The organism is uncultured Lutibacter sp., assembly GCF_947495725.1.
GTDB lineage: Bacteria > Bacteroidota > Bacteroidia > Flavobacteriales > Flavobacteriaceae > Lutibacter.
This window is the reverse complement of sequence record NZ_CANLZZ010000002.1, coordinates 137494-155535: the sequence shown is the minus strand read 5'-3', so window position 1 is coordinate 155535 and position 18042 is coordinate 137494. Positions and strand designations below refer to the sequence as shown.

The following is an 18042-nucleotide window of genomic DNA, read 5'->3' as shown; positions in this document are numbered from 1 at the left end:
TTCTAACTTGAGTAATTTTTTAACTAAATTTAATGTGCAACTTTAACTAAAAATTCAATTATTTAGCAATTCTTAATGCCTTTGCAAAATGGTTACTAAACTCGCTTGCTTCAATGGCTTTAGCTGATTTTTCAATGTCGTAATCAACTCTTCGAAATATTACTTCTATATCTGAGATTGCTTCTTTATTTAATTTAACTACAGCGTAACAAACTCTGGGGTCTCCATCTTTAGATTTTCCAACTGAACCAATATTAATTATATGTTTTTGTTTCATGTTTTTCTCAATTATTCTATAAAATGGTTTGTGTGTATGTCCACATAGTAATACATCCGCTTTGCTCAATTCCATCATTTCCAAAACTTCATTTTCAGGATAATCTTCAACCATGTAATCTGTAATTGATTTTACACTTCCATGAACCATTAATAAGTTAAAAAACTGATCACTGTTAGAAAACGAAAGCGATAAATGTCTAGGTAAATTTTTTAAATAGTCCTTATTATCTTCGCTAACCAAGGCTCTTGTCAGCACCTTATTTGACAGCTTATCTTCATTACTAATAGGTTTCAATAGAGCTTCTTCATGATTTCCCATTATTGTTGGAATTTTCCTTTTTCTAATTTCGTTTACTACTTCATTTGTCCAAACATTGTAACCAACTAAATCTCCTAAGCAATAAATGGCATCAGGTTTAATCAATTCTACATCTTTAAAAAAAGCTTCAAGCGCTGGTAAATTGGCGTGTATGTCAGAAAAGAAAACTATTTTCATGCTTTAATAGGTTTACTATAATATTTTTTCTTCAACCAAAGTGATACGTTTACTAAACCAATTAAAACCGGTACTTCAACTAAAGGGCCAATAACACCCGTAAATGCTTGTTGAGAATTAATTCCAAAAACTGCAATTGCCACTGCAATAGCTAATTCAAAATTGTTTCCTGTTGCTGTAAAAGCCACAGCTGCATTTCTTTTATAATCTATATTCATAGCCTTCCCCATAAAGAAACTTACAAAAAACATCAACACAAAATAAATAACTAAAGGCACTGCAATTTTTAAAACATCTAATGGAATTTCAACTATTAAATCTCCTTTTAAACTAAACATTAGTACTATTGTTGCTAATAAAGCAATTAATGTAATTGGCGATACAAATGGAATAAATTTTCTATTGTACCAATTTTCTCCTTTATATTTAATTATATACTTTCTACTTAAAAATCCGGCTACTAAAGGAATTCCTAAATAAATTAATACACTTTGTGCAACTTCATAAATAGTAATATTTACATCAAATCCTTCAAGTCCGAAATAAGCAGGTAACACTGTTATAAACAACCAAGCATAAAAGCTATAAGTTATTATTTGAAACACGCTATTTAGCGCAATTAATGTTGCTCCATATTCTCTGCTTGCTCCTGCTAAATCGTTCCAAACAATTACCATTGCAATGCAGCGTGCCAACCCAATTAAAATTAATCCAGACATATAACCTGGCTCATCTCTTAAAAAAATAATTGCCAGTGCAAACATTAAAATTGGACCAACAATCCAATTTAAAAACAAGGACATGGACATTAACTTTGTATCCTTAAAAACAGTTGGAATTAAGCTATAATCAACTTTTGCCAATGGTGGATACATCATTAATATTAGGCCAATTGCTAAAGGAATATTTGTAGTTCCTACTGAAAGCGATTCGGTTACACTAGCCATATGAGGGTAAAAATATCCTATTGCAACTCCTAATGCCATTGCTAAAAATATCCACAATGTTAAAAAACGGTCTAAAAATTTAAGTCTTGTTTTCATTATTTCTTAATTTGAGAAAAAACATATAACATCTCAGAACCTATTTGATTGCTTCGTTCCGTGTATTTTTCAGCTTGTTGTGGTGTATTGTCAAAAGACTTTGGGTCGTCATATTTTACAGGAAATCGTGCTTCAGCACCCAGAACAATAGGACAACCAACATCTGCGTTATTACACGTCATTATTGCTGCAAACTCACTTTTTGGATTAAATTCATTGTCATATGTTTTAGAAAATGCAATTATAGAAGGTTCGTTTTCGTCATATTTAATACTATACACCGGATTACTTCCTTCTGTCAATTTTAATATTTTTAACCCTGCTAATTCTAATGCTTTCCCTGCCATAGGAAACATTGCTGTAGCTTCTGTACCTCCAGAATAACAACGTACATTTTTAACATTAAAATAATGAGCTGCAACTTGTGCCCAAACCTGTGACAAATGACTCCTGCGTGAATTATGCGTGCAAATAAAGTTTAGGTTTACATTTTTATCTTCTACAACTTTAGATTGAATATAGTTAATTAAAGGTTTTAATGCCAACTTTCGTTCATTTGAAACTTCTAATTTCTTTAAAGAAATTATTGTATTTTTTATTTCTTGAAATATCATTTTTTAATTTTTTAGTTAGTTGATTTTCTTTATGTTGTTTCAAGTATTTTAATTTTGTAGAAATTTATTCACAAGTCTTTATTATAGTGAAATCCTTCTCAAACATTTGACTATTCTCCAGTAAATAAACACTAGTAAAGCTCTTGATTTAGCAACAACCAGATTCTTTTTCGTCCGTTGAACAACATGAATCATTTAAATTCTCATCAGAACAACAAGCATTGTTTGAAAAGTTATCAACCAGCATAGCTTTAACTTCTTCTTTACTAGGTACTTTCCCGTTTAAAACCACTTTTTCATCAATTACAATTGCCGGGGTACGCATAACATCGTACATCATAATATCCATTATTTCAGTAATTTTTATAATTTTAGCTTCTAAATTTAGTTCGTTTACAACTTCAGAAACTACTTTTTCTGTACTTACGCAACTTGGGCAGCCTGTGCCTAAAATTTTTATTATTTTCATCTTTACTTTTTTTAACTACACGATTCGTTTAAAATTTGCTTACTGAAAAAATCGTTAAATAAATTCTTAGCCAATTCCCAATTTTCCTTATTAATACAGTATTTAATTTTAGGTGGATTTACTTCTCCTTGAATTAATCCTGCATCTTTCAACTCTTTCAAATGCTGAGAAATAGTTGATTGCGCTAACGGAATAACCTCTAACAAATCACCTGTAAAACAACAGCTTTGATTTTCTAAATGATTTAAAATTTTAATACGAGTTGGGTGTCCTAGTGCCTTTGCAAACCTAGCTAATCGCTCGGTTTCGGCTAAATAATCTATTTGTTGATTTGTTCGTTTCATAAGTTCATCGCAAATGTACGATAAGATTCTTAATTTCAAAAATATTTTAAACTTTTTTAAAATTCTATAGTCTAAACTTCAAACAAAAAACAAATAATGAAAATATTAGGTAGACTTCTATTAATTACAATGCTTGGGTTTCAATGCAATTATGCTCAAAAACAATGTTACTCTATTGTTGACACAGGAGTTAATGAATTTTATAGCGACAGTTCCATTATTAAAAAACCTAATAAAAATGACAAATTTTACGGACAAGATGCTCACTATTCTGGAAATCAGGCATCCTACACTAATAATGGAAACAAAACTATAACTGACAATGTTACTGGATTAATGTGGGAACAACATATGGGTGAAAAAATAACTTTTAATGAAGCATTTGAAAAGGCTAAAAATTCAAATTTAGGTGGCTATACCGATTGGCGTGTTCCAACTATTAAAGAGTTGTATTCATTAATTCAGTTTACCGGACAAGTGAAAGGAGCGCATTCAATAGAATTGTTTATAGATACCGATTACTTTATACAACCTTTGGGCAACACATCAAAAAATGAAAGGGAGATTGACGCACAAACTTGGTCCTCAACAGAATATGTAGGTAGAACTATGCGTAACGATGAAACAGTATTTGGAGTAAATTTTATTGATGGAAGAATAAAAGGATATCCAAAATATAATCCCCGTACCAAAGAACCAAATATGATGTATTTTAGAATGGTTAGAGGAAATACTTCTTACGGTAAAAATAATTTTATAGACAATGGAGATGGAACCATAAGTGATTTATCAACTGGTTTAACGTGGCAAAAAGCCGATGACGGAATTTCAAGAAATTGGGAGGAATCTTTAGCCTATGCCGAAAACTTAAATCTTGCAGATAAATCTGACTGGAGATTGCCAAACGCAAAAGAATTACAAAGCATTGTAGATTATACACGCTCATTACAAACAACAAACTCACCTGCTATAAATCCTATTTTCGTTACTTCAGAAATAAAAGATGTTAATGGAAATATAAATTATCCTTTCTTTTGGACCTCAACCACACATAAAGATGGTGTAAACCCTTATGGAAGCGCTGTTTATTTTGCTTTTGGAGAAGGACAAGGTAAAATGCGTAACAAACTAATGGATGTTCACGGTGCTGGTTGTCAACGTAGCGATCCAAAAAGTGGAAATCTAAATGAATATCCTCAATTTTTCGGCCCTCAAGGCGATGTTCGATATGTATATAATTATGTTCGTTGTGTTAGAACTACAAACTAATAAACATTAAAAAAATATGAAACTTAATAAATTTACCTTTTTAGGTTTATTATTTGTATTCCTTATTTCTTGTGAAAACAATAATGATGATGCTAATATAAATAACCAAGATAATGAAAACGACAAAGTTATTGAATTACCAACTCCAGATAAACCATACTCAATTGTAGATACCGGCGTAACCGATTATTACAACAATGATGCAATAATTTCAAAACCAGGTACAAACGATTCTTTTTTTGGACAAGATGCTAACTACAGCGGAAATCAACCTTCGTATACAAATAATGGAAATGGAACTATAACAGATAACGTAACCGGATTAATGTGGGAACAAGATATGGGTGAAAAAATTTCATTTACTGAAGCGTATACAAAAGCGTCCAACTCAACTTTAGGAGGTTATAATGATTGGAGGGTTCCAACCATAAAAGAATTATATTCACTAATACTATTTTCAGGTAAAGTAAAAGGTGAAGTAGCGATAGATTTGTTTATAGACACTAATTACTTTACTCAAAAATTAGGTGATACTTCAATTGGCGAACGAGAAATTGATGCTCAAACTTGGTCTTCAACCGAATATGTTTCAACAACAATGATAAATATTGAAACTGTTTTTGGCGTAAATTTTATTGATGGTCGCATAAAAGGATATCCTAAATTTAAACCAAGTTCTGGTGCAGCAAACAAAATGTATTTTAGAATGGTTAGAGGAAATACTAATTATGGTAAAAACAATTTTATTGATAATGGAGATGGAACTATAAGTGATTTATCAACTGGTTTAATGTGGCAAAAATCTGATGATGGAACTTCTAGAAATTGGGAAGAATCTTTAGCATATGCGCAAGGTTTAACACTTGGAAACAAATCGGATTGGCGTTTACCAAATGCAAAAGAATTACAAAGTATTGTAGATTACAACCGGTCTCCAAAAACTAGCAACTCACCTGCCATTGACCCACTTTTTGAATGCACCGAAATTACTGACCCTGATGGAAACGAAGGTCAATATCCATTTTATTGGACTGGAACAAGCCATTTGGATGGTGCAAATCCATATTCTTCCGCCGTTTATATTGCCTTTGGAACTGGACAAGGAAAAATGAATGGCACTTTAATGGATGTTCATGGAGCTGGCTGTCAACGTAGTGATCCTAAAAGTGGTAATAAAAATGATTATCCTCAATTTTTTGGTCCACAAGGAGATGTTAGGTATGTATATAATTATGTTCGTTGCGTAAGAACAATTAATTAGACTTTATGAAAAAGCTGCTTAAATACTTAATATTCGTACAATTTAGTGTAATAATTTCATGTTCAAATAGCAATGAAATTGAACATATTGTTGACACAAATACAAATTTAACCGAACTAGAAGGTGAAAATAATAAACCAAATATTCTTTTAATAATAGCTGATGATATGGGTCTTGATGCAACACCTGGCTACAACATTGGGAGTCAAAAACCTATAATGCCAACTTTAGAAAATATAATAAAAAGTGGTGTAAAATTCACCAACGTATGGTCTAACCCAACATGTACGCCTACAAGAGCAACAATTTTAACAGGTAAATATGGCTTTCGAACAAATGTAGTTAAGGTTGATGATGTACTTTCCACCTCTGAAACATCAATTCAAAAGTACATAAATCAGAATTTAGAAAATAAATATAGTAATGCCGTAATTGGAAAATGGCATTTATCTAAAGATAGTAATCATCCTAGCCAAATGGAAATTGATTATTATGCTGGTTCGTTAATCGGTTCTTTAAAAGATTACAATAATTGGAGTTTAAATATAAATGGTGAAACCACCAATTCAACTGATTATAACACAACAAAATATACCGATTTAGCAATAAACTGGGTTAAAGACCAAACCGATCCTTGGTTTTTATGGTTAGCTTACAATGCCCCTCATACGCCATTTCATTTACCACCAAACGAATTACATTCGAAAGGCTTTTTACCAACCGATGAGGCAAGTATTAAAGCAAATCCAATGCCCTACTATTTAGCAATGTTAGAAGCAATGGATACTGAAATTGGACGTCTTTTAGGAAGTATGACTTCTGAAGAAAAAGAAAATACTGTTATTATTTTTATTGGTGACAACGGAACACCCGGAGCAGTTGCCCAAGAATATAATTCTAAACGAGCAAAAGGATCTCTTTATGAAGGTGGAATTAATGTACCAATGATAATTTCGGGTAAAAATGTTGCTAGAATAAATGATACTGAAGATGCACTAATTAACCTAACAGATTTATATGCTACAATTGCTAATTTAGCAGGCATTAATGTTTCAAACATTAACGACAGTTTCAGTTTTCATGAATTATTATCTACAACTAGTGAAGGAAAAAGAGACTATATTTACTCAGAAATGGAAGGAAATTCAAATTTACTAAGTAAAACTGTTAGAAATAAAACCCATAAATACATCCTATTTGATGATGGTTCAGAATCTTTATTCAATCTAAACGAAAAACCTTTTGAAACAAAAGATTTACTAAGAGTAAATAATCTTCCATTAAACGAAAGTGATAGTAAAATAAAGGATGAATTGGTTATAAAACTAGCAGAGATTAATCCGTAATCTCCATTGATTCTTCTTCCTTTGGAAAAGCTTTTTTATTGAAAACTATTAAAATACCAACAGCTATTGAAATAGCTGCATCTGCTACATTAAAAATTGCATTAAAGAAAGTAAATGGTCTACCACCCCAAATAGGAATCCAACTTGGTAAGTCCCCACTCCAAATTGGAAAATAAAGCATATCTACAACTTTACCAAACAATAATTTACCATAAGGTTCATCGGCAAAAAGCGTAGCAACTCCATTGTTTGGGGTATCGAAAATAACACCGTAAAAAACTGAATCAATAATATTACCCATTGCACCAGCAAAAATTAACGAAATAGCAATAACTAAAACTCCCGGAGCACTTTTTTTAATTGAACTATGTAACCAGTAACCTATACCTACAATAGCGAATAACCTAAAAACAGTTAAAAATAATTTCCCTGTTTTACCACCTAACTCGGCTCCCCAAGCCATACCATTATTTTCAATAAAATGAATTCTAAACCAATCAAAAACAACTACTTCTTCTCCATACAAAAAATTAGTTTTTATATATATTTTACTAATTTGATCTATTAGCAAAACTGTTATTATAATAATTAAAGATTTTTTCAATTTCAATGGTTTTTCAGGTACTAGTATAAAAAATGAAGCTTCTTTAAAAGAAGCTTCTTAATAATAAAAATGTTAATTTACTTACGATTGCATGTTTTTTGCCTCAATACTTAATGTAGCATGAGGAACTAATTTTAAACGTTCTTTTTGAATAAGTTTTCCTGTAACACGGCAAATACCATAGGTTTTATTTTCAATTCGAACTAAAGCATTTTTTAAATCTCTAATAAACTTTTCTTGTCTAATTGCCAATTGAACATTTGCTTCTTTAGACATAGTTTCTGATCCTTCTTCAAAAGCTTTAAAAGTTGGGGAAGTATCGTCAGTACCGTTATTACTATCGTTTTTAAATGAACTTTTTAATAAATTTAGGTCTTCCTCCGCATGAGCTATTTTATCTTTTATAATATCTTTAAACTCGGCTAAATCTGTATCGGAATATCTATTATTTTCATTCATAGTATTAAATTTTTTCAATTAATATTTTAGTGTTTACATCATCAAAAGCAATTTCCGTGCCTTTTTCTAAAAGATCTTTAAACACTAACTCGCTTGTCAAAGTTTCTGTTTTTATATATGCTTCGTTCGCTTGTATAGAACGCTCTAATATATCATTTTTTTGAATAATCAGTTGAATTCTATCGTTTACTTCTAAACCTGTTTCTTTTCTTAAATTTTGAACCCTGTTTATTAGTTCTCTCGCATTCCCTTCTCCACGCAACTCTTCTGTAATGGTAACATCTAAAGCAACCGTTAAACTACCTTGATTTGCTACCAACCAACCTTCAATATCCTGAGAAGTAATTTCCACTTCTTCTAGTGCTAAATTTACTAATTTTTCATTTATTTTAATAGAAATTTCTCCTTGTTTTTCAACAATTGCTATTTCTTCTTGAGTTAAATTCTGGATAGCTTGACCAACAAAACGCATATCTTTTCCAAACCTTGGCCCAAGTACTTTAAAATTAGGCTTTATAGTCTTTACTAAAATACCTGAGGCATCATCTATTAACTCAATTTCTTTAACATTTACTTCCGATTTAATTAAGTTTTCAACAGCCAAAATTTCTTCTCGATCTTCTTCATTTAAAACAGGAATCATAATACGTTGTAATGGTTGACGTACTTTTATCATTTCCTTTTTACGTAACGATAAAACCATTGAACATATTTTTTGAGCCTGTTGCATTTTATGTTCTAATTTATTATCAATTAAATCTTCATTGCTTTTTGGAAATTCACCTAAATGTATAGATTCAAAATTTTCTTTTCCCGATACGGATATTAAATCTTTGTAAAGATTATCCATAAAAAATGGTGCTATTGGCGAACCTAATTTGGCCACTGTTAGCATACAAGTATATAACGTTTGATAAGCCGAAATTTTATCTTGCCCATACTCTCCTTTCCAAAAACGTCTTCTACTTAAACGAACAAACCAATTACTTAAATTTTCACCAACAAATTCTTGAATTGCACGTGCCGCTTTTGTTGGCTCATACTCTTCATAAAACTTTTCGACATTTTTTATTAACGTATTTAATTCCGACAGTACCCAACGATCAATCTCTGGTCTATTTTTAATAGCTATTTCATCTTCGGCATAAGTAAAATTATCCAAATTTGCATATAATGAAAAGAAAGAATAAGTATTGTATAGAGTTCCAAAGAATTTTCTACGCACTTCATCAATTCCATCAACATCAAATTTTAAATTATCCCAAGGGTTTGCATTTGAAATCATATACCAACGTGTAGCATCTGCTCCATATTTATCCATTGTTTCAAATGGATCTACAGCGTTTCCTAAACGTTTAGACATTTTTTTGCCTTCCTTATCTAAAACTAAACCATTAGAAACCACGTTTTTATAAGCAACAGAATCAAAAACCATTGTTGCAATTGCGTGTAATGTATAAAACCAACCACGAGTTTGATCAACCCCTTCAGCAATAAAATCTGCAGGGAAGAATTTTTTCTCGTCTATTAATTCTTTATTTTCAAATGGGTAATGCCATTGTGCATAAGGCATAGAACCAGAATCGAACCAAACATCAATTAAATCGCTTTCACGTTTCATTGGTTGTCCTTTTGGCGAAACTAAGATTACTCCATCAACCACATTTTTATGAAGATCTATTTTATCATAGTTTTCTTCACTCATGTTTCCAACTTCAAAATCAGCAAAAATATCTTCCTTCATTAAACCTGCTTCTACAGATTTTTTCATTTCAGCTTTTAATTCCTCAACAGAACCTATCATAATTTCTTCGGTTCCGTCTTCAGTTCTCCAAATTGGTAATGGAATCCCCCAAAAACGAGAACGTGATAAATTCCAATCGTTTGCGTTTTTTAACCAGTTTCCAAAACGACCTTCTCCTGTTGATTTTGGTTTCCAGTTTATTGTTTCATTTAAATCAAACATTCTGTCACGTTTTTCCGTAACTTTTACAAACCAAGAATCTAATGGATAGTATAAAACTGGCTTGTCTGTTCTCCAACAATGTGGGTAACTATGACGATATTTTTCTACGTGAAATGCTTTATTTTCTTCTTTTAATTTTATCGAAATTTCAACATCTAATGAACGTTCTGGAGCTTCACCATCATTGTAATATTCGTTTTTAACATACTTACCCGCAAATTCACCCATATGCTTAGTGAATCTTCCTTGTAAATCAACTAACGGGACAGGATTACCGTTATCATCTAACACTAACATTGGTGGTACTTCTGGAGATGCTTGTTTTGCAACCATTGCATCATCTGCACCAAATGTTGGAGCAGTATGCACAATTCCAGTACCATCCTCAGTAGTTACAAAATCTCCGGCAATTACTCTAAAAGCATTTTCTGGGTTTTGATACGGTAGTGTATATGCTAATAATTGTTCATATTTAGATTCTAAAATATCAGCTCCCTTAAATTCTTGAACTATTATAAATGGAATTTTTTTATCATTTGCTTTGTATTCAGAAAGTAAGGCTTCATTTTCAACAGCAAAGAATTTTTTACCGAATTGTTTACCAACTAAATTTTTAGCTAAAACAACATTTATTGGTTCAAAAGTATATTGGTTAAATGATTTTACCAATACATATTCTATCTTCTTCCCTACAGTTAAGGCTGTATTTGAAGGTAATGTCCAAGGAGTTGTTGTCCATGCTAAAAAGTGTACATCTCCATCTACTTTTTGTAAAAATTCTGGCAATGTATTTTTTACAGCTTTAAACTGTGCAACAGCAGTTGTATCCGTTACATCTTGGTAAGTTCCCGGCTGATTTAATTCGTGAGAACTTAAACCAGTACCTGCTTTTGGTGAATATGGTTGAATTGTATAACCTTTGTAAATTAAATCTTTCTTATACATTTGAGCTAACAGCCACCATACTGTTTCCATGTATTTTGGCTTGTAGGTTACGTATGGATCTTCCATATCTACCCAATAACCCACACGTTTTGTAAGATCGTTCCAAACATCGGTATAACGCATTACTGCAGTTCTACACGCTTGATTATAATCTTCAATTGTTATTTTTTTACCTATATCTTCTTTGGTTATACCCAATTCTTTTTCAACACCTAATTCAATAGGTAGTCCGTGAGTATCCCAACCTGCTTTTCGTTTTACTTGAAAGCCTTGCAAGGTTTTATAACGACAAAATATGTCTTTAATAGCACGTGCCATAACGTGATGAATACCAGGTAAACCATTAGCTGAAGGTGGTCCTTCAAAAAATACATATGGTTTATTTTCATCTCTTGTAGCTATACTTTTTTCGAAAATATTCTCTGCTTCCCAAAACGCTAAAGTCTCATTGGCTACTTTAGTGAGGTTCAATCCTTTATATTCTCTAAATTTTTTACTCATTTTTTACCCTTAATTCAATTAGTTTGCGAAATTACGTATTTTCTTCAAAATAATAGTGTTATAAATAGCAAAAAATACCTGATTAAATAATCGATTTTAGAAGTTTTATTTTAAGTTTATACCTAAAACAAAACTCATTTTAAAAATGATTCAACAAATTATCTCAAATTCTTATAAAAATGCTAAGAAAATTCCTTTGAATTGTGATTCAAAATTTGTGTTTTTTAGCGATTGCCATAGAGGTGATAATAGTTATGCCGATGATTTTACCCATAATAGAAACATTTACTTTCATGCTTTAAGAAACTATTACGAAAAGGATTTTACTTATATAGAGTTAGGTGATGGAATTGAGCTTTGGGAAAATAGAAATTTTAATGAAATTTTTAAAGCTCATCAAAATGTATTTTTACTGCTAAGGGACTTTCATTTAAAAGGAAAACTTCATATGATTTGGGGAAATCATGATATGGTTTTAAGAAAAGATAAAAAAGTTGATAAATTATTAGGCTCTTATTTTGATGAAATAACCTCAACAGATAAAGATTTATTAAAAGGTTTAAAGTTTAACGAAAGTATTATTTTAGACGTTGAAGGATTTGAAAAAAACATTTTATTAATACATGGACATCAGGCCGACTTTTTTAATTATGTATTATGGAAATGGAGTAGATTTTTAGTAAGAGTATTATGGAAACCTTTGCAAATACTTGGAATTAAAGACCCAACAAGTCCGGCTAAAAATTTTAAAGAACTTTTAAGAGTTGAAAAACGTTTAAAAAAATGGATTGACAGTAATAATAACCAAATGGTTATTGCAGGCCATACTCACAGACCACGATTTCCAGAACCAGATGAATTACCGTATTTTAATGATGGAAGTTGTGTTCACCCAAGATCTATTACTGGAATTGAAATTGTAGACATGCAAATTTTCCTTATAAAATGGCATACCATTTCAACTAAAGATGGTACTCTTCAAATTGTTAGAACTATATTAGAAGGACCTAAGGATATTGATAGTTATTTAAAATAAAAAAAGCGTCTTAAAAAAGACGCTTCCTTAATCTCAGGGAAATATTAATCCCTTTAACTAATCACTAACCTACCTTATGACACCACAATTTTAAATAAGTCACATTAAAAACAAAAAAAAGCGTCTTAAAAAAGACGCTTCCTTAATCTCGGGGTCAACATTTAAACTTTGGGGTCTAATTGTATCCCTTTAACTAATCACTAACCAATTGATAAGACACAGCTTTTTTTAATTGGTCACAAAAAAAGGAAAAATTAAATACCTCGTTCTTTTTGAATTTGTTCGTAAGCTTTTTGTACTTGTTTAAATTTTTCTTCTGCTCCTTTTACATGCTCATCTCCTAAATGTTGTAATTTATCGGGATGGTATTTTTTTACCATTTTTCTATATGCTTTTTTAACTTCATCGTTAGTTGCCGATTTTTCAATTTCCAAAATAGTATATGAACTTTCTGAACTATCATAAAACATTGCTTTAATAGATTCAAAATCTTGCTGACTGATATATAAATAACTCGCAATAGTTTTAATTGTATTTACTTCAGGTTCCGTTACAATTCCATCGGATTTTGCAATTCCAAACAAAAAATGAATGAGTTGTAAACGAGAAGCATGGGTCATATTTTGCCTTATTTGTAAGCAAACCTGTCTTGTTGAAATATTATTGTTTTTAATAAACCCTTTAAAAAGCTTAAATGCATGACTAGCTCTCTCTTCTCCGTACATGCTTTTAAAATGACTTCGAACATAATTAAGTTCGCGTTGATCAATTTTCCCATCCGATTTTATAACAGTTGCTGAAAGCAGTAACAAACTTATTTCAAAATCACCTGATTGTGCATTTCTACTTGAAGTTTTATAAGTTCTAGCTCTTTCCACATCTGCCGAAGTAAAACCATCAATAAAACTTCCTACTACATAACCTAAAACACTACCAATTGGTCCTCCAAAGGTAAAACCCAATCCAGCACCCAGCCATTTTACAAAATTTCCCATAAATAAAATTAAAGTTCAAATATACATCGTTTTATTAGTAGTTTAAATAACTTATATAGTTGCAATTGTTAAAAAAACAATAAACTTTTTACATTAAAAAACCATTAAACCCTAACTATTTTGATTATAAAGGTTGCAAAATTATTAAATAGTTTTTTTCAATAAATTTGAAAAGAAAAAAATTATGTAGGTTTGCACCTATAATTACGTCTAATAAAAAAAATCAAAATAATATGTATCCACCAGAATTAGTAAGACCAATGCAGGAAGAATTAGAGCAAGCTGGTTTTATATCATTACACACAGCTCAGGAAGTTGAAAAAATGTTACAAACAGAAGGCACAACTTTGGTAGTTGTAAATTCGGTATGTGGTTGCGCAGCAGGAACTTGTCGTCCAGGAGCAATTGCATCTTTACAATTTGATAAAGTTCCAAATAACTTAGTTACCGTATTTGCAGGAGTAGATGCTGAGGCAACTGGAAAAGCAAGAGAATTTATGATTCCTTTTCCGCCTTCATCGCCAGCAATTGCTTTATTTAAAGATGGAGTTTTAGTACACATGCTAGAAAGACATCACATTGAAGGAAGACCAGCAGAAGTAATTGCTTCTAATTTAGCTGGAGCTTACGAAGAATATTGTTAATTTATTTTATACACAAATAAAAAAAGGATGGTTTAAAAACCATCCTTTTTTTATTAAAAATTATCTACTTCTTGGTATGCCTTTATAACAGCTAGCTCCCCCTCTTTACCTTCTAACGAATTTCCATGTTCCATTCCTAAAACACCATCAAATCCCTTGGAATGAATATGTTTAAAAATATTCTTATAATTAATTTCTCCGGTCGTAGGCTCTTTTCTTCCTGGATTATCTCCCATTTGGAAATATGCAATTTCGTTCCAAGCCTTATCAATATTTGGAATAATATTTCCTTCATGAATTTGCTGATGATAAACATCAAACAATATTTTACACGATGCACTATCTACGGCTTTACAAATTTGATATGCCTGTGGAATCTTATTTAAAAAAGCACCCGGATGATTAAAAAAATTTAACGGTTCCAAAACCATTATTAAATTATGTTTTTCTAATATTTCAGAAGCATATTTTAGCGATTCAACAACATTTGCAGTTTGATAACCAATATCTTGTTTTAAATCAACAAAACCAGGAACTACGGTCATCCATTTAGCATTAACCCGTTTAGCAACTTCAACTGATTCTTTTATTTGCTGTAAAAATTCACTTCTAAAACTCTCTTTTCCTGACGTTAAACTTGGCTCCTTCCAATAAATTTTATGAGCAACAAATACACCCATAGTCATGTTCCTTTTTAACATTGTTTGTGCCATTTTCTCTTGAAGTTCAACTGGTTTTTTTTTCATACCATTATCTTCAAAAGCCACAAAACCTTGATCTGCCATAAAATTTATTTGATCAATCTCATCTTTTCCCGCATGGTGCTTAAACATTCCTAAATGAGGTGCATATTTTAATTTAAAAGGATTTAAATTCTCACTTCCTAATCCGGGTATCTCCATTCCTTTTATACCTGTAACACCCAATCCAGCTACAGATGCAGCAACTACAGTTTTTTTTATAAATGATCTTCTTTCCATAAACTTTGTTATTTATGTAATTCTAAAATTAACTAAATTATCTTGGTTACGCCTGGCACGGGAATTGGGTAATTCCCATCCAAATCTGGAACAACTGGCGGAATAGTTTCCCAAGTTAAAGAATTTTCGTCTGGCACTAATAAATGTGATGAATTCATTGCAGCATCCCAGGTAATAACTTCTCCGGTATAAGTTGCCATTCTGCCCATTATTGCCGCCATAGTGCTTTTTGCTCCGTATTCCGTATTATTTATTGGTTTTCCGTTTCTAATTGATGCAAATAATTGGTCATGTTCTTCTTGGTAAGGATTTTTATTTCCTTTACCATTGTGCAAATAAAGCTCCTTACCTTTGTATGATTTTAAAGATGCAATATTTCTTCCGCTTGTATTTACGGTTCCTTCCGTTCCTTGAAAAGTTTCAGAAACACGTTTCATACAATCTTTTTGATGTCTACATTGACTTGAAATTACAGCTCCTCCAGGGTATTCAAATTCAACAAAATGATGATCAAAAATTTGACCATGGTCTTTTCCTTTTCTAACCTCTCTTCCTCCCATTCCTTGTGCTTGTATAGGATATTCGCCAATAAACCAATTGGCGACATCAATATTATGAACATGTTGTTCTAAAATATGATCGCCACAAATCCAATTAAAATAATACCAGTTTCTCATTTGGTATTGCATTTCAGTCCAATTTTCTTGCCTAGGTCTTACCCAAACTCCGGCTCCATTCCAATATACTTGTCCCGAAATAATTTTTCCAATATCTCCTTTTTGAATTCTTTTAAATGCTTCTAAATAATTTTGCTGATACCTTCTTTGTAAACCAACAACAACGCTTAGATTATTAGCTTTTGCCAATTTCGCAGCTTCCAAAACCTTTTTAATCCCAGCCACATCAGTTGCAACTGGCTTTTCCATAAACACATGTTTACCTTGTTTAATTGCATATTCAAAATGTTGCGGTCTAAAACCTGGTGGTGTTGCTAAAATTACAACATCGGCCTCGTCAATTGCTTTTTTATATGAACCAAAACCAACAAATTTATTTGCTTCGGATACCTTTATTTTGTCTGTTCCAAATGCGCTTGACAAATTCTTATAAGCTTTATCTAATCTATCTTGAAATAAATCGGCCATTGCAACCAATTCAACATTTTCATCTGCCTTTAACGCTTGGCTTCCTGCTCCAGATCCTCTTCCTCCACAACCAACAATTGCCAATTTTAATTTCTTTTCACTTTTAAATAATGGTGCTGATGAAAGAATAGAAGGTGCTAATAATATTCCTCCTGTAAGTAGTGTTGATTCTTTCACAAAATTTCGTCTTGACAGATTTTTTTTGAATTGATTCATGGGTTGGTATGTTTATTTAATTTCTAATAATTCTATATTTCTAAACTCAACTGGGTGACTTTCGCTTTGAAGTGAAATAAACCCTTCTTTTAAAGGTTCTCCTTCTTTTTTCTTCCAAAATTCAACATTAAAATCTACTTTTCCACCAATCTGAGGCTTGTAATATGTCATCACTGTTTCTCCATTTATTTTATGAGAAATAATAGAATCGTTTTTAACCAAAATTTCAAGTTGTACCCATTGGTCTCTATGAAATGTTTTAGAGCTTGATTTAATACAGTGTTTTTTTTCTAAATCATCTTTTAAATAAATATGAGTTCCAGGTGTACAAACATTCCCTGTTGGTCTTTCTTCTTTACCTAAACCTCCCAACAATTGAACTTCAATTGAAACGGGGAATTTTTGATTAATGTGCATCGTTTCTGGAGATTGACAATGAATCATAACACCACTATTTTTTGTTGCCCAACTAGCCATATCTTCTAGTTGTTCACCAATAAATCTATATTCTAATCGCAATTTATAATTAGAATATGGGTTTTTATAAAAAATATGTCCAAATGAATTATTAAAGGTATTTTCATATTCGTCATAATTAACCTGTAAAACCCCTCCTTCAACAACTCTAAAAGTATTTTTATAATTTTCATTTAATTTATGGCCAGTAATTTTAACATTCCAGTCTGTTAAATCTTTTCCATTAAAAATAGAAACCCATTTTTCGTTGTTACTTTGAGCTTTACATAAAAAAGTAATTGTAAATAGTAAAACCGTTATAATTGATATTTTTTTCATACTTAAATTTTATAATGACCAAGCGTTTCCAACATCGGATAAGGGAACACAACCTTCATAATTTCCTGGGATAGGATCGTAACTTAAAACATTTTCTCCAACTTTTTCAGAAGTGCAGTAACCAAAAATGGTATAATGTCTTATTGAAAATAAAAACTTATACATTAAATATTGAGGTTTTCTATCTTGTGAAATAGCTTTTTCTTTTTGCTTTTGTTCTTTTAAAATCCTAGATGATTCTTCTACAGAAAGATTAAAAAACGTCTTGAAAATTTGTTCAAATTCTTCTTTTCTTCCTTTTAAAATCGATTTATTAAAAGTGTTTTCAAATTTCTCTTGAAATAAACTTGCTCCTTTTTGAACTATTTTTTTATTTGGTTCCTTTTCAACTTCAAAGTACATTAAGTCCATAAATTGAGGTACGTTAACCTCTAATGCTCCAACAACATCTGATTTAGGCAAAATTATATCCACTATTTGTGTAACCATAAACTTTTCCTCTTCTGAAAAAAATAATGGTTTCCATGATGCTGTTTTTTCAGTACAAGATGATAATAAATTAAAAACAGTTGGTGCGGCAACTGCATACCCAATTCCAAGTGTCAAATTTTTTAGTGCTAATCTTCTGTCCATAT

18 protein-coding genes are annotated in these 18042 nt (G+C 31.2%); 5 read left to right on the top strand and 13 right to left on the bottom strand.

Annotated elements, in window-relative coordinates; all coding sequences use genetic code 11:
- Positions 1-58 precede the first annotated feature (58 nt).
- The 5 genes from Q0776_RS04390 to Q0776_RS04370 form a co-directional block, all read right to left on the bottom strand.
- Positions 59-775 (bottom strand): metallophosphoesterase family protein, encoded by a 717-nt coding sequence (locus tag Q0776_RS04390; RefSeq protein ID WP_298365421.1) that lies wholly within the window; start codon positions 773-775, stop codon positions 59-61.
- Entirely contained in the window at positions 772-1818 is a 1047-nt protein-coding gene (gene arsB, locus Q0776_RS04385; RefSeq protein WP_298365419.1) for an ACR3 family arsenite efflux transporter, read from the bottom strand. The genes Q0776_RS04390 and arsB overlap by 4 nt, the downstream gene beginning before the upstream one ends.
- Complete coding sequence (locus Q0776_RS04380; RefSeq protein ID WP_298365417.1) at positions 1818-2432, bottom strand: protein-tyrosine-phosphatase; 615 nt, start codon at positions 2430-2432, stop codon at positions 1818-1820. The genes arsB and Q0776_RS04380 overlap by 1 nt, the downstream gene beginning before the upstream one ends.
- Positions 2433-2580: 148 nt before the next feature.
- A complete protein-coding gene (locus tag Q0776_RS04375) occupies positions 2581-2901 on the bottom strand; it encodes a thioredoxin family protein (protein WP_298365415.1) in 321 nt (106 codons plus the stop codon).
- Between the two features lie 11 nt (positions 2902-2912).
- Positions 2913-3245, bottom strand: coding sequence for a metalloregulator ArsR/SmtB family transcription factor (locus tag Q0776_RS04370; RefSeq protein WP_298365412.1), 333 nt, complete (start codon positions 3243-3245; stop codon positions 2913-2915).
- A gap of 96 nt (positions 3246-3341) precedes the next feature.
- Here Q0776_RS04370 and Q0776_RS04365 point away from each other — a divergent pair, with 96 nt between their 5' ends.
- From Q0776_RS04365 to Q0776_RS04355, 3 genes are read left to right on the top strand one after another with little or no spacing between them, the layout of a single operon-like run.
- A complete protein-coding gene (locus tag Q0776_RS04365; protein WP_298365411.1) occupies positions 3342-4514 on the top strand; it encodes a DUF1566 domain-containing protein in 1173 nt (390 codons plus the stop codon).
- Between the two features lie 16 nt (positions 4515-4530).
- A complete protein-coding gene (locus tag Q0776_RS04360) occupies positions 4531-5775 on the top strand; it encodes a DUF1566 domain-containing protein (RefSeq protein ID WP_298365409.1) in 1245 nt (414 codons plus the stop codon).
- Between the two features lie 5 nt (positions 5776-5780).
- Positions 5781-7121 carry a sulfatase-like hydrolase/transferase gene (locus Q0776_RS04355; protein WP_298365406.1) on the top strand — a complete coding sequence of 447 codons (1341 nt, stop codon included), beginning with the start codon at positions 5781-5783 and terminating at the stop codon, positions 7119-7121.
- On the opposite strand, the gene Q0776_RS04350 is transcribed toward Q0776_RS04355, so the two are convergent.
- The 3 genes from Q0776_RS04350 to ileS all read right to left on the bottom strand — a co-directional run bounded on the left by Q0776_RS04350 (position 7111) and on the right by ileS (position 11596).
- Entirely contained in the window at positions 7111-7731 is a 621-nt protein-coding gene (locus Q0776_RS04350) for a lipoprotein signal peptidase (protein WP_298365402.1), read from the bottom strand. The genes Q0776_RS04355 and Q0776_RS04350 overlap by 11 nt on opposite strands.
- A 75-nt stretch (positions 7732-7806) precedes the next feature.
- Positions 7807-8184: a TraR/DksA C4-type zinc finger protein gene (locus Q0776_RS04345; protein ID WP_298365400.1), complete on the bottom strand. Its 378-nt coding sequence runs from the start codon at positions 8182-8184 to the stop codon at positions 7807-7809.
- A gap of 4 nt (positions 8185-8188) precedes the next feature.
- Complete coding sequence (gene ileS / locus Q0776_RS04340; protein ID WP_298365397.1) at positions 8189-11596, bottom strand: isoleucine--tRNA ligase; 3408 nt, start codon at positions 11594-11596, stop codon at positions 8189-8191.
- A gap of 145 nt (positions 11597-11741) precedes the next feature.
- Between ileS and Q0776_RS04335 the strand changes: the two genes are divergently transcribed.
- Positions 11742-12632 carry a metallophosphoesterase family protein gene (locus Q0776_RS04335; protein ID WP_298365395.1) on the top strand — a complete coding sequence of 297 codons (891 nt, stop codon included), beginning with the start codon at positions 11742-11744 and terminating at the stop codon, positions 12630-12632.
- 254 nt (positions 12633-12886) lie between these two features.
- Here the strand turns inward: Q0776_RS04335 and Q0776_RS04330 are convergent, their stop codons facing one another.
- Positions 12887-13627 carry a TerB family tellurite resistance protein gene (locus Q0776_RS04330; protein WP_298365393.1) on the bottom strand — a complete coding sequence of 247 codons (741 nt, stop codon included), beginning with the start codon at positions 13625-13627 and terminating at the stop codon, positions 12887-12889.
- Between the two features lie 233 nt (positions 13628-13860).
- Here Q0776_RS04330 and Q0776_RS04325 point away from each other — a divergent pair, with 233 nt between their 5' ends.
- Positions 13861-14271: a BrxA/BrxB family bacilliredoxin gene (locus Q0776_RS04325; protein ID WP_298366389.1), complete on the top strand. Its 411-nt coding sequence runs from the start codon at positions 13861-13863 to the stop codon at positions 14269-14271.
- Positions 14272-14324: 53 nt separating this feature from the next.
- Here Q0776_RS04325 and Q0776_RS04320 read toward each other — a convergent pair whose 3' ends face one another.
- From Q0776_RS04320 to Q0776_RS04305, 4 genes are read right to left on the bottom strand one after another with little or no spacing between them, the layout of a single operon-like run.
- Positions 14325-15251: a TIM barrel protein gene (locus Q0776_RS04320; RefSeq protein ID WP_298365391.1), complete on the bottom strand. Its 927-nt coding sequence runs from the start codon at positions 15249-15251 to the stop codon at positions 14325-14327.
- A gap of 32 nt (positions 15252-15283) precedes the next feature.
- A complete protein-coding gene (locus Q0776_RS04315) occupies positions 15284-16573 on the bottom strand; it encodes a Gfo/Idh/MocA family oxidoreductase (RefSeq protein WP_298365389.1) in 1290 nt (429 codons plus the stop codon).
- Between the two features lie 51 nt (positions 16574-16624).
- Positions 16625-17407, bottom strand: a complete 783-nt coding sequence (locus Q0776_RS04310) for a DUF1080 domain-containing protein (protein ID WP_298365387.1) — start codon at positions 17405-17407, stop codon at positions 16625-16627.
- Positions 17408-17416: 9 nt separating this feature from the next.
- Complete coding sequence (locus Q0776_RS04305; protein WP_298365385.1) at positions 17417-18040, bottom strand: gluconate 2-dehydrogenase subunit 3 family protein; 624 nt, start codon at positions 18038-18040, stop codon at positions 17417-17419.
- Positions 18041-18042: the final 2 nt, after the last annotated feature.